The following is a 12483-nucleotide window of genomic DNA, read 5'->3' on the forward strand; positions in this document are numbered from 1 at the left end:
TCAGGCCGCGAGCAGCCGCAGCGTCTCCTCGCGCGCGGGTGACGTGCGTACGTCGGTCCCGGCCGCGGCACCCGCCACGGGGTGCACCATCACCTCGTCGACGCCGTGCTCGGCCGCGAGCTCCTCGATGCGGGTCCGTGCCTGGTCGGGCGAGCCGACGATCCAGCGCTGCGCCATCGCGTCACCGAAGGCGCGCTGGTCGGCGGTCATCTCGGCGGCCTCCGCCTCCTCGACGAGCCGCTGCGGGTGGAGCGGCGCACCGGTGCGGAGCGCGATCATCTGCTGCACGTTGGGCAGCGCTCGGCGCCGGGCCTCCTGCTCCGTCTCGGCCACGACGGCGTTCACGGTGAGGAAGGTCCGCGGCTCGGGGTACTCCGGCGACGGGCGGTAGGACGAGCGATAGAGGTCGAGCGCGGCGCCGGTCCCCTCTCCCGAGAAGTGGTGCGCGAAGACGTATGGCAGGCCCTTCTCGGCGGCCAGGCGCGCCGAGTAGTCCGACGACCCGAGCAGCCACATGTCGGCGATCGTGCGTGCCGATGGGGTGGCCCGCAGCGGCTGCCGCCGCGGCCCGACCTGGAGCTCGACGCCCTCGGTCGTCATCAGGGTGCGGATGTCCTCGACGTAGTCGGGGAACTTCGCGACCGCCTCGTCGGCCGACTCCGCGCTCCCCCCGCGCAGGACGAAGCGGGTCAGCGGGTCGGTGCCCGGCGCGCGGCCGATGCCGAGGTCGATGCGACCGGGGTAGGCGGCCTCGAGGAGGGCGAACTGCTCGGCCACCACGAGCGGGGCGTGGTTGGGCAGCATCACGCCACCCGACCCGACCCGGATCCGCTCGGTCGCCGCCGCGAGCATGGCGATCAGGACGGGCGGGTTGGTGGCGGCGACGGCCGGCATGTTGTGGTGCTCCGCCACCCAGTAGCGGCGGTAGCCCAGCTCGTCGGCGACCTGCACCAGGCTGCGTGAGGCGGCGAGGGCGTCGCCGGTGGTCTGGTCGCTGCGGACCGGGACGAGGTCGAGCACGGACAGGTCGACGGAGGGAGCAGTCACTGTCGGCCCAGCGTCCGCACCCGGTTTGTTATTCCGATTGACCTCAGGTGCACCTGAGGTCCTACCGTCGGGCCGGTGACGACCAGCGCGACCCCGACCCAGCCCCGCGAGCGCATCCTCTCGCCGGCGTACGCCGCCACGACCGTCGCGATGTTCGGCCTGATCGCCTTCGTCGCGTTCGAGGCCATGGCCGTCGCCACCGTGATGCCCACGGTCGCGCGCGACCTCGACGGGCTCGACCTCTATGCGCTCGCCTTCGCAGCGCCGCTCGCGAGCGGTGTCGTCGGGATGGTGGCCGCGGGCATGTGGAGCGACCGCACCGGACCGGTGGTGCCGCTGCTGGCGTCGATGGCGCTCTTCTCGGCCGGGCTGCTCGTGTGCGGGCTCGCGCCGTCGATGGAGGTGCTGCTCGTCGGCCGCGTGCTGCAGGGGCTCGGCGGCGGGGCGCTCACGGTGGGGTTGTACGTCGTCGTCGGGCTGGTGTTCCCCGCCACGCTCCGGCCCGCGGTCTTCGCCTCGTTCGCCGCAGCGTGGGTCCTGCCCGCCCTGTTCGGCCCCGGGCTCGCGGCCCTGGTCGCGGACGTGTGGAGCTGGCGCTGGGTCTTCCTCGGCGCGGTGGCCCTCGTGGCCCTCGCCCTGGCCCTGCTGACGCCGGCGCTGCGTGGCCTCACGGTGCACGCCGAGGGCACGGACACGCCCGTGTCACGGCTGTGGTGGGCGGCCCTGGGCGCGGTGGCGGTGCTCGTGCTCGAGCTGGTCGGGTCGGCCCGCGGCATCGCGGCGCTCGGCGCCCTGGCCGCCCTCGCGGGCGTCTGGATCTCGCTCGGCCGCCTGCTCCCGCCCGGCAGCCGCACCCTGCGCCGAGGACTGCCGTCGGTGGTGGCCACCCGCGGCCTCCTCGCCGCGACGTTCTTCTGCGCCGAGGCCTACATCGTCTACGTCCTGCAGGAGCACTGGAGCCTCTCCCCCGGCCGGGCCGGCATCGCGCTGACCTGCGTCGGCGTGGTGTGGGCCAGCGCCAGCCAGGTCCAGGCGCGGCTCGGCTCCCGCGTGTCCCACACCCGCGCGATGGTGGTCGGCACGAGCCTGGTGCTCACCGGCCTGACGGCGCTCGCCGCGAGCGTGCTGGCCCACGACGCCGGCGCCCATCCGTCCGCGGTCCTGCCCGCGGCGGCGTACGTCCTCGCCGGCGCCGGGATGGGCTTCGCCTACCCCCGCACCGGCGTGGCGATGCTCGAGGCGTCGACCGACCGCGACCGGGGCTTCAACTCCTCTGCGCTCACGGTTGCCGACTCCCTCGGCGCCGCCCTCGCGCTGTCGGTGGCCGGAGCCGCGTTCGCGGCGGCCGAGCGGCAGGACATCGACCCGTTCCTCACCGTCTTCGCCTTCGCCGCGCTCGCCGCGGTGCTCGGCGTGCTCGCCGCCTCGCGGACGACGGTGCGTTCCTAGGGGAAGTCGAGCGTGTCGCCGTCGACCAGGCCGTCGGCACCCACCACCCAGACCCCCTCGTCGTACCGGCTCAGCAGGTGCTCGACGAAGGCGGCCAGGCTGGGCCACCTGACCCGTCGACGGTCCTCGGGCGGCGCGTCCCACCACACGACGTGGACCGTGTCCCGCTCGAGGTCGAGGGTGACGAGCCCCTTCCCGGACAGCCGCAGCACGGGGAACCACGACGAGCTCCAGAGCTGCTCGGCGATCCACGGCACACCCGGGTCGGCGCCGAGCTGGCGGGCGACGTCCCGGGTCTGTCGGCACTCGCCCGCGAGGAGCGCGGCGGACAGCAGCTCGCACCCCGGCGCGATCTCGATCTCGAGCGACGGCGTACGCCCCGGCTGACCCGCACCGTCGTGCCAGCCGAACCACTCCCGCAGCGCGTCGCTCGGCTCCAGCCCCAAGGGCTCGACGACCTCCTGCAGCCGGCCCGGCTCCAGACCGGGGTGGGCGTGCGCCACCGCGAGCGCCCCCCTGCCCCGCAGCAGAGCCTCGAGCCGCCCCAGTGCTTCAGTCAGCTCGGTCATGGCAGTCCCCCCGGAAGTCGCTGTAGTCCAGTGGATGGTGGTCGCCACCCGGGCCTCGGGGCAGCCACTTCCCACTGGACCACCCCGCCCGCCCAGATCCCACCGCCGATCCGTGGAGGCACTCCTACCGGGTCCGGCTCACCCCACGCAAGCCGGACCCGCCGCGGCCGTCACCGGCGCCGCAGCGCCGCCTCCACGAGGGCCGGCGGTGCGTAACCCCGGTCAGCCTCGTTGAGGGTCGTGCCGGGCGGCACGATCTCGTCGATCCGGTCGAGCACGTCGGGCGTGAGGACGACCTTCTCCACCCCGAGCTGCGACTCGAGCTGCTCGAGCGTGCGCGGGCCGATGATCGCCGACGACACCGCCGGGTGGGCGAGCACGAAGCCGAGCGCGAGGTGGATCAGCGACAGCCCCGCCTCGTCGGCGAGCTCCTGCAGCGCGTACACCGCCTCGAGCTTGACCTTGTTCTCCGGCGACGCCGGGTCGTGCCGGGCGGGCTGGCGCTTCAGCCGGCTCGACGACACGGCCGGGTCCTCGCCGCGGCGGTAGCGGCCCGAGAGCCAGCCGCCCGCGAGCGGGCTCCACGGGAGCACGCCGATGCCGTACTTCTCGGCCGTCGGCAGGATGTCGCGCTCCACCTCGCGGGCGAGGATCGAGTACGGCGGCTGCTCGGTGGCCGGGCGCTCCCGCTGGCGCTTCTCGGCGACCCACTGCGCCTCGACGACCTGCGAGGGCAGGAACGTCGACGTGCCGATGTAGCGGATCTTGCCCTGGCGGACGAGGTCGGTCAGCGCACCGAGCGTCTCGTCGATGTCGACCTCCGGCCGCGGCCGGTGCACCTGGTAGAGGTCGATGTGGTCGACCTGCAGGCGGCGCAGCGAGTGCTCGACCTCGCGGACGATCCAACGCCGCGAGTTGCCCGCCTGGTTGGGATCCTCGTCGTGCATGTTGCCGTGGAACTTGGTGGCGAGGAAGACGTCGTCGCGGCTGCCCCTGCGGGCCTGCAGCGCCTTGCCGACGATCTCCTCGGACTCACCACGGGCGTAGACGTCGGCGGTGTCGATGACGTTGATGCCGGCGTCGAGGGCGCGATGGATGATCGCGATCGACTCGTCGTGGTCGGGGTTGCCCCACGCGCCGAACATCATCGCGCCGAGGGTCAGCGGGCTGACCTGGACGCCGGTCCGGCCCAGGGGTCGGTAGTGCTCGAAGCTGCTCATGCGGTTTCCTTCTGCTGGGTCGGGGCGTACTGGCTGGCGGGGCGCTCGAGGCCGAGGTGGTCGCGCAGCGTGGTTCCGGTGTACTCCATGCGGAACAACCCGCGTCGGCGCAGGATCGGCACGACCTCCTCGATGAACACCTCGATGCCCCCGGGCAGCCACGGCGGCATCACGTTGAAGCCGTCGGCGGCGCCGGACTCGGCCCACTCCTGGATCGTGTCGGCGACCTGGTCGGGCGTACCGGTGACGACACGGTGGCCGCGCGCCCCGGCGAGCCGGTGGCACAGCTGGCGGAGCGTGGGGTTCTCGCGGTCGACGATGTCGAGCACGAGCTGGAAGCGGCTGCCCTCGCTGCGCTCCTCGTCGGTGTCGATGACCTCGCGCGGGAACGGCCCGTCGAGGTCGTACGCCGACAGGTCGACGCCGGTGAGCCGGTTGAGCTGGGCCAGCGAGTACTCCGGCTGGGTGAGGTCGTTGAACTCCTGCTGCAGGTCCTCGGCCTCCTTCGCCGTGGACCCGATGAACGGGCTGATGCCCGGCAGCACCTTGAGCCCTCGCGGGTCGCGGCCCTGCGCCTGCGCGCGGCGCTTGATGTCGGCGTAGAACTCCTGCGCCGACCCGAGCGTCTGGTGCGCGGTGAAGATCGCCTCGGCCCAGCGGGCGGCGAAGGATCGCCCGTCCTCCGACGACCCGGCCTGGACGTAGACCGGCCGGCCCTGCGGGGACCGCGGCGCGTTGAGCGGGCCTGCCACCCGGAAGTGCTTGCCGACGTGGTCGACGCGGTGGATCTTGTCGGGGTCGGCGAAGATCCCGCTCTCCCGGTCGGCGACGACCGCGTCGTCCTCCCAGCTGTCCCACAGCTTCGTGATGACGTCGACGTACTCCTCGGCCCGCTCGTAGCGGTCGCGGTGCAGCGGGTGCGCGTCGAGGCCGAAGTTGAGCGCCGCGTTGGCGGCCCCGGTGGTGACGATGTTCCAGCCGGCCCGGCCCTTGCTGAGGTGGTCGAGCGCCGCGAACTGCCGGGCCAGGTTGTAGGGCTCGGTGTAGGTCGTGGACGCGGTGCCGATCACGCCGATCCGCTCGGTCGCCGCGACGATCGCCGTCATCACGGTGATCGGCTCGAGGCGGAAGCGGGCGGCGTACTGGATGTTCTCGGCCAGCGACGGACCGTCGGCGAAGAAGACGGCGTCGAACTTCGCGGCCTCGGCCCGCTGGGCGAGCTCCTGGTAGTAGGAGATGTCGAGGATCCGGTCGGTCTCGCTGTCCGGGTGCCGCCAGGCCGCCTCGTGGTGGCCGTCGGGGTAGATGAACAGGTTGAGGTGCAGGTGCCTGCCCGTCACGAGGCCGCCCTCTCCACCGCACGGTCGAGGTGGCGGTCGAGGTGGCGTCCCGGTGCGTCGTGGTCGTCCTCGACCCCGAGCTCGGTGAGCAGCCGGGCCCGCAGCCGGGCGAACGCCGGGTCGGCCTGCGAGCGCCGGCCGTCGAGCTCGACGCGCGCGTCGTGGCGTACGACGCCTCCGTCGAGCACGATGACGCGGTCGGCCAGCACGATCGCCTCGTCGACGTCGTGGGTCACCAGCAGCACGGCCGGCTGGTGCACCTCGCACAGCTTGCGCAGCAGCGTGTGCATGCGGATCCGGGTGAGGGCGTCGAGGGCGCCGAACGGCTCGTCGGCGAGCAGCAGCTGCGGGTCGCGGACCAGCGAGCGGGCCAGCGACGCGCGCTGCTGCTCACCGCCGGACAGCTCGTGGGGCCAGGCCTTCTCTCGGCCGGCGAGGCCGACCTCGGCGAGCGCCTGGCGACCGCGGTCCGACGCGTCGCCGGCGCGGAGGCCCAGCGTCACGTTGTCGAGGACGCGCTTCCACGGCAGCAGCCGGGAGTCCTGGAAGACGACCGACACCTTCTCGGGGACCTCGATGACACCGGTGCCGGCGACGCCGCGGTCCAGGCCGGCGAGGGAGCGGAGCAGGGTGCTCTTGCCCGAGCCGCTGCGCCCGAGCAGGGCCACGAACTCACCTGGCGCGATGTCGAGGTCGAGGCCGTTGAGCACGCCACCGGCCTCGTTGAAGCTGCGGTGCAGGGACTTCATCCGCACCGCGGGCTCCTGGTGGGGGCTCAGCTCGCCAGCGTACGACGCCATGACAGTGCCTTCCTCTCGATCAGTCGGACGACCGCGTCGGCGGAGACGCCGAGCAGCGCGTAGACGACCAGGCCGACGACGATGATGTCGGTCTGCCCGTAGTTGGACGCGAGCGTGATCATGTGGCCGATCCCGCTCGTGGCGTTGATGACCTCGACCACGACCAGCGCGAGCAGCGACGACGTCACCGCGAAGCGCAGGCCGAGCAGGAAGCCGGGCATCGCGCCGGGGAGGACGACGTGGCGCACGAACTCGCTGCGGGAGACGCCGAGCGTCTCGGCGAGCTCGGCGTACCTGCCCTCGATGGTGCGCAGGCCGTTGTGGGTGTGGATGTAGATCGGCACGAAGACCGCCAGCGCGATGGTGATGACCTTCATCGGCTCGCCGATGCCGAGCCACAGGATCAGCAGCGGGATGAGCGCGAGCGTCGGGATGGAGCGCTTCACCTGGATCGGCCCGTCGATGAGGGACTCACCGACGCGGGACAGGCCGGAGATCACCGCGAGGACCGTGCCGACGACGACGCCGAGGCCCAGGCCGAGGGCGGCGCGGATGCCGGACGTCACCAGGCTCTCCTGGAGACGGCCGTTCTCGATCAGCGTGCCCGCGGTCTGCAGCACCGTCCACGGCTCGGTCAGCGTGCGCGGGTCGAGCAGCCCGGTGGCGGAGCCCACCACCCAGGCGGCCAGCAGCACGACGATGCCGATGAGCCCGCCGAAGCGGATCGGCTCGCCGGGGCCGAGCCGGCGCCGGATGGGGCGTACGTCCTCCGCCTCCGCGAGGGGGCGGGTGGGCGCGGACGGGTTGCCGGTGAGGGTCGTCATCAGCCCTCCACCGCGGCCGCGATCGCCTTCTCGTAGCGGCGGTCGTAGAGCGTCTCCACGTCCAGCGGCTCCTGGTCCTGCGCCTCGACCAGCGTGTCGACGGTCTCCTGGTGGCGGGCGATGACGTCGTCCCAGCTGGTCGGCACCGTGAACTGGCCCAGCGCCTCGACGACGTACTGCGCGTCCTCGGGCGTCAGGCCCTCGTGGTCGACGTAGTAGGCCTCGGCGAACTCGTCCGGGTTGTCGGAGATCCACTGCTGGGCCTGGGCCCAGGCGGCGACGTACTCCTTGATGGCGGCCGCCTTGTCGGCGTCCTCCAGCACGGTCGTCGGCGTGTAGAGCGTCCAGGCGTCGTCGCGCACGCCGGGGTCGATGGTGCTGGCGCCGTCCTGCTCGTACTTGGCCAGGTAGGTCTTGGCCAGCGTCTGGCCGAGCGGCGCGACGTCGACCTGCTTGCCGGCCAGAGCCACGGAGAACGCGTCGTCGACGCTCTGCATCTCGACGAACTCGACGTCGTCCTGGGTCAGGCCCGCCTCGCGGAGCACGTTGAGCACCAGGGCGCCCTGCGCCTGGCCGGGGCTGTAGGCGATCTTCTTGCCCTTGAGGTCCTCGATCGACGCCACGTCGACGCCGGGCGCGACGCCGAGCTCGTAGGTCGGGTGCTCCATCGGGTCGACCGTCTCGCGAGCGGCGACGATGCGGACGTCGGTGCCGGTCCAGTGCGCGAAGAGCGGCGGGATGTCGGCGACCGACCCGATGTCGATCGCGTCGGCGCGGAAGGCCTCGAGCGTCTTGGGTCCGCCGGTGATGTTGGCCCACTCGACGTCGATGTCCAGGTCGTCGATCAGCCCGGAGGTCTCGAGGGCCACCTGCGTGGCCGGGTCGCCGACGCGGAGCACGGTGTCGTCGGACGGCGCGTCGGGCAGGGCAGCCGAGAGCTCCAGCTTGGGCCCCGCCTCCTCACCGCCGCAGGCGGACAGGGCCAGGAGGCCGGCGGTGGCCAGCAGGGCCGCTCGGGTCAGGGTGCGGGTGCGCCCTCGTCGTGGCATCAGTGGTACTCCTTCTCGGAACAGCGGACTTCAAAAGTAATGTAAATGACTAGACTTTGCTGACTTTGCGGTGACAGGAGTTCCCGTTCACCCGCTCCGATGGGTGTCGGTGCGTGCGTGAGGTCAGCGCAGGAGCGGCAGCAGCGAGTCGCCGACGCGCACGATCTCCTGCTCGTACGGCGTGTCGCTGAGCACGAAGTGGCTGACGCCGAGGTCGGCGTAGCGACGCAGGGCCTTGGCCACGTCGTCCGGCGAGCCGACCAGCCAGGTCGTGCCGGCACCGCCGCCACCCACGCGACCGGGGGCCGTGTAGAGACAGTCGTCGAGCACGTCGCCCTTCTCGGCGAGGTCGAGCAGCCGCTGCTGCCCGACGGCCACCCGGCGGCCGGGGTCAGCGGCCCACTCGTGCTGGCCGTCGGCCATCGCGGCGACCTTCGCCTCGGCGTCGGCCCAGGCCTCGTCGGTCGTCTCGCGGACGAGGGTCGTGATGCGCAGGCCGAACTCGAGCGGCGGCAGGTCGCGGTCGAGCTCGGTGCTCAGCGTCCGGAGGTGGTCGATGCGCGCCGCCACGCCGTCGAGCGGCTCGCCCCAGAAGAGCTGCACGTCCGCCTCCGCGGCCGCGGTGCGCTGGGCGGCCTCGGAGGCTCCGCCGAAGTAGAGCTGCGGGTGCGGCCTCCCCTCGCGCGCCACCGGCTTGTGCTCGAGGGTCGCACCCTCGGCCCGGTAGTGGGCGCCCTCGAAGGTGATGTCGTCCTCGGTCCAGTAGCGCCGCACGAGCCGCATGAACTCGCGCGTCCGGGCATAGCGCTGCGCCTGGTCGCCCTCGTCGTCGCCGTACTGGGGCTGGTGGTCGGCGCCGCTCACGACGTTCACCTTGACCCGACCGCCGCTGAGCTGGTCGAGCGTGGATGCGGACGAGGCGAAGTGCGCCGGCGTCCAGTAGCCCGGCCGGATCGCGATCAGCGGGTTGAACGTCGTCGTGGCGGCAGCCAGCGCGGTGGCGACCGTGAAGGTGTCCGGCCGCTTCCAGCCGGTGCCGATCAGCGCCCCTCCCCACCCGTGCTCCTCGGTCAGGCGAGCGAGCGCCGTCAGGCGCGGGAGGCTGTTGTGCCCCGCGACCGTGTCGTCGAGCCGGTGCCCGGCCGTCACCTGGTTGGGGATGTACCAGAGGAACTCCATCGTCCGCCTTTCTGCGTAATCTTTACTGGGTTACTACAGATAGCACACCTGGCCAGGTGCACCGCCTTCCCACGCCCACATGGCGATACCTGAGGACGTGGTGGTGGGAGATGGGGCCGCTGTCGACCGTGGCGTCCGCAGATACCGCGGCAAAGCGGTCAGCGGATGGCCTGAAGGAGTCCTAGCCTCGGGTCATGGACATGAAGCTGGAGCTGGTGATGGTGCCCGTGACCGACGTCGACCGGGCCAAGGAGTTCTACGAGAAGGTCGGCTTCGTCGTCGACCACGACCAGGTGGTGAGCGACGACGTGCGATTCGTGCAGCTCACCCCTCCCGGATCGGCGTGCTCGATCGCGATCGGCAAGGGGCTCACGCAGCTCGAGCCCGGGTCACTGGACAACCTCCAGGCGGTCGTCGCCGATGCCGACGCCGTACGCGCCGAGCTGGTCGAGCGCGGCATCGAGGTCAGCGAGGTCGACGAGCTGGCCTGGGGTCGCTTCGTCTTCTTCGCCGACCCCGACGGCAACGGCTGGTCGCTCCAGGAGCTCCCCGACTGGTCGGCCAGCGCTGGCGGCGAGGGCTACCAGCCCTGAGCAGCGACGGACCGCCTGATCGGGGAGCGCCGGCCTGCCCAGGTCGAGCTGGAAGTCCCGCTCTGACTGCACCCCTACCCGGGCTGGGAGTCGCCTCCCCTGTCGAGCTGCGCCTGAGCGGGAGCGGAGTCGAGTCGGTCCAGCATGTCGCTCAGGTGTCGACGGAGGTGCTGCGCGTGGTCTGCCGCCACCTGCTGGAGACGAGCGACCTCCGTCTCCCCTCGCGTGCGCTGCTTCTCTGACTCCGCCTGCACTCCATCGGCAGTCGCTCGCGCCTCGTCCACCGTCCGCGCCGCCTCGAGTCGGGCGGCCTCGACCATGCCCGTGGCCTCTCCCTGCGCCGAACGCACCAGCGCATCCGCCTCGTCCCGGGCTGCGGCGACGATCTTCGCCGCCTCGGCCCGGGCGTCGGAGCGCCACTGATCGGTGTCGCGGGCCGTCATCTCCAGCAGCCGTGCTGCCGAGGGCGAACGTTGCCCCGGCACCACGATCTGCCCTGAGGAGTCGTCTCGATGGTCGTCCGCTGCACTGCGGACATCTGCGGCGTCTTCCTGGCTCAGCACGTGCGTTCTCCCTCCATCCCCCCGCGGCCGGTGTCATCGGCAGCGTACGAGGTCGAGGCGTCGATGCGCCTCCGGGGGGCTGGGCTGGTGGGACGGTGACCCGACGTCCTACGGGGGTTTCTGTCGGGCCACCGCCGAGGAGGACTCAACCAAGCGCGCCTGAAGGACCCTTGAACGATTACCCCGCGCAGCCTGAGAAGTCCGGTCGTTGCGGATCTGTGACCTGACCGCCGAGCTGTCGGCTCGTGGGTCCGGCGACGGTGCCGCCGCGCTCAGACCAGCGGCGGCTGCGTCTTCTCCCGCACCTCGTCCTCGGTGACGCCGGGGGCGAGCTCGACGAGCCGGAGCGCCCGGTCGCCGAGGGTGCCCGAGGGGGCGACCTCGCCGGTCGTCGGGTCGATCACGTCGATGACCGCGAGGTCGGTGATGATCCGCTGGACCACGCGCTTGCCGGTGTAGGGCAGGTCACACTCGTCGAGGATCTTCAACGACCCGTCCTTCGCGGTGTGCTCCATCAGCACGATCACCCGCTTGGCGCCGTGGACCAGGTCCATCGCGCCACCCATGCCCTTGACCATCTTGCCCGGGATCATCCAGTTGGCGATGTCACCGACCGCGGAGACCTGCATGGCGCCGAGGATCGCGGCGTCGATCTTGCCGCCGCGGATCATCCCGAACGACTGCGCGGAGTCGAAGAACGACGCACCCTTGCGCAGCGTCACCGTCTCCTTGCCCGCGTTGATCAGGTCGGGGTCCTCCTCGCCCTCGAACGGGTACGCCCCCACCCCGAGGATGCCGTTCTCGCTCTGCAGCACCAGCTCCACGTCGTCGCCGACATAGTTCGGCACCAACGTCGGCAGCCCTATCCCGAGGTTCACGTAGGAGCCGTCCTGAAGCTCCGAGGCGGCCCGGGCCGCCATCTCCTCACGCGTCCAGCTCATGTCAGCCTCCCAGTCCGTGCGTCGCCGCGTCGTCCACCAGCGCGTCGCCCGACGAGGGCCTCGGCCGCGTGGTGACCCGCTCGATCTTCTTATCCGCCGCCTGCTCGGGCGTCAGCTGCACGACCCGCTGCACGTAGACGCCGGGGGTGTGGATGTCGTTCGGGTCGAGCTCGCCGGGCTCGACGAGCTCCTCGACCTCCGCGATCGTCACCCGGCCGCACATCGCGGCGAGCGGGTTGAAGTTGCGCGCGGACTGCCGGTAGATCAGGTTGCCGTGCCGGTCGCCCTTCCAGGCCCGCACCAGCCCGAAGTCGGCGACGATCGCCTCCTCCAGGACGTACTCCCTGTCCCCCTCCGCGGTGGAGAACACCTTGGTCTCCTTCGGCGGCGACGAGACGATCACGTTGCCCGCGTCGTCGTACTTCCACGGCAGGCCGCCCTCGGCGACCTGGGTGCCGACCCCGGTCGCGGTGTAGAAGCCCGGGATCCCCGAGCCTCCTGCGCGCATCCGCTCGGCGAGGGTTCCCTGCGGCGTGAGCTCGACCTCGAGCTCGCCGGAGAGGTACTGCCGGGCGAACTCCTTGTTCTCCCCGACGTAGGAGGAGATCATCCGCCGGATCCGCTTGGCGAAGAGCAGCCGGCCCAGGCCCCACTCGTCCACGCCACAGTTGTTGGAGACCGCCTCGAGGTCGGTCGTGCCCGCCTCGAGGATCGCGTCGATGAGCACCGAGGGGATGCCGGAGAGGCCGAACCCACCGACCGCGAGGGTCGCGCCGTCCGGGATGTCGGCGACCGCCTCGGCCGCGGAAGAGACCACTTTGTCCATGCCCGAGACCCTAGCGGGGGTGTGACCGCCGCCACCGTGTGGGCGGGCACCACAGTGCGGCCCGGCGGGTGTGTGGCAGAGCG

At 71.9% G+C, this 12483-nt stretch carries 13 protein-coding genes; 2 read left to right on the plus strand and 11 right to left on the minus strand.

The genetic code is table 11. From position 1 onward, the window contains the following. Positions 1-1047: an LLM class flavin-dependent oxidoreductase gene (locus JOD65_RS01130; RefSeq protein ID WP_191194152.1), complete on the minus strand. Its 1047-nt coding sequence runs from the start codon at positions 1045-1047 to the stop codon at positions 1-3. 75 nt (positions 1048-1122) lie between these two features. Here JOD65_RS01130 and JOD65_RS01135 point away from each other — a divergent pair, with 75 nt between their 5' ends. Next, positions 1123-2496 carry an MFS transporter gene (locus JOD65_RS01135; protein WP_191194151.1) on the plus strand — a complete coding sequence of 458 codons (1374 nt, stop codon included), beginning with the start codon at positions 1123-1125 and terminating at the stop codon, positions 2494-2496. Here the strand turns inward: JOD65_RS01135 and JOD65_RS01140 are convergent. From JOD65_RS01140 to JOD65_RS01170, 7 genes are all read right to left on the minus strand, one after another. Continuing rightward, on the minus strand, positions 2493-3065 hold the full coding sequence (locus JOD65_RS01140; protein WP_191194150.1) for an SMI1/KNR4 family protein: 573 nt from the start codon (positions 3063-3065) through the stop codon (positions 2493-2495). The genes JOD65_RS01135 and JOD65_RS01140 overlap by 4 nt on opposite strands. Positions 3066-3235: 170 nt before the next feature. Next, positions 3236-4285, minus strand: a complete 1050-nt coding sequence (locus JOD65_RS01145; protein ID WP_191194149.1) for an aldo/keto reductase — start codon at positions 4283-4285, stop codon at positions 3236-3238. Further along, the gene (locus JOD65_RS01150; protein WP_191194148.1) at positions 4282-5625 is read right to left on the minus strand and encodes an LLM class flavin-dependent oxidoreductase; all 1344 of its coding nucleotides are present in this window, start codon (positions 5623-5625) and stop codon (positions 4282-4284) included. The genes JOD65_RS01145 and JOD65_RS01150 overlap by 4 nt, the downstream gene beginning before the upstream one ends. Further along, a complete protein-coding gene (locus JOD65_RS01155) occupies positions 5622-6425 on the minus strand; it encodes an ABC transporter ATP-binding protein (protein WP_191194147.1) in 804 nt (267 codons plus the stop codon). Before JOD65_RS01155 ends, JOD65_RS01150 begins: the two co-directional genes overlap by 4 nt. Further along, entirely contained in the window at positions 6401-7249 is an 849-nt protein-coding gene (locus tag JOD65_RS01160) for an ABC transporter permease (protein ID WP_191194146.1), read from the minus strand. The genes JOD65_RS01155 and JOD65_RS01160 overlap by 25 nt, the downstream gene beginning before the upstream one ends. Next, on the minus strand, positions 7249-8298 hold the full coding sequence (locus JOD65_RS01165; protein WP_191194145.1) for an ABC transporter substrate-binding protein: 1050 nt from the start codon (positions 8296-8298) through the stop codon (positions 7249-7251). Before JOD65_RS01165 ends, JOD65_RS01160 begins: the two co-directional genes overlap by 1 nt. A gap of 123 nt (positions 8299-8421) precedes the next feature. After that, a complete protein-coding gene (locus JOD65_RS01170) occupies positions 8422-9477 on the minus strand; it encodes an LLM class flavin-dependent oxidoreductase (protein WP_191194144.1) in 1056 nt (351 codons plus the stop codon). Positions 9478-9671: 194 nt separating this feature from the next. On the opposite strand from JOD65_RS01170, the gene JOD65_RS01175 reads away from it, so the two are divergent. Beyond that, the gene (locus tag JOD65_RS01175) at positions 9672-10070 is read left to right on the plus strand and encodes a VOC family protein (protein ID WP_191194143.1); all 399 of its coding nucleotides are present in this window, start codon (positions 9672-9674) and stop codon (positions 10068-10070) included. Positions 10071-10144: 74 nt separating this feature from the next. On the opposite strand, the gene JOD65_RS01180 is transcribed toward JOD65_RS01175, so the two are convergent. The 3 genes from JOD65_RS01180 to JOD65_RS01190 form a co-directional block, all read right to left on the minus strand. Next, a complete protein-coding gene (locus tag JOD65_RS01180; protein WP_191194142.1) occupies positions 10145-10513 on the minus strand; it encodes an SPFH domain-containing protein in 369 nt (122 codons plus the stop codon). 392 nt (positions 10514-10905) lie between these two features. Beyond that, positions 10906-11574, minus strand: coding sequence for a 3-oxoacid CoA-transferase subunit B (locus tag JOD65_RS01185; RefSeq protein WP_191194141.1), 669 nt, complete (start codon positions 11572-11574; stop codon positions 10906-10908). A 1-nt stretch (position 11575) separates the two neighbouring features. After that, positions 11576-12400, minus strand: a complete 825-nt coding sequence (locus JOD65_RS01190) for a CoA transferase subunit A (protein ID WP_191194140.1) — start codon at positions 12398-12400, stop codon at positions 11576-11578. Positions 12401-12483: the final 83 nt, after the last annotated feature.

The sequence above is a fragment of the Nocardioides cavernae genome, assembly GCF_016907475.1.
GTDB lineage: Bacteria > Actinomycetota > Actinomycetes > Propionibacteriales > Nocardioidaceae > Nocardioides > Nocardioides cavernae.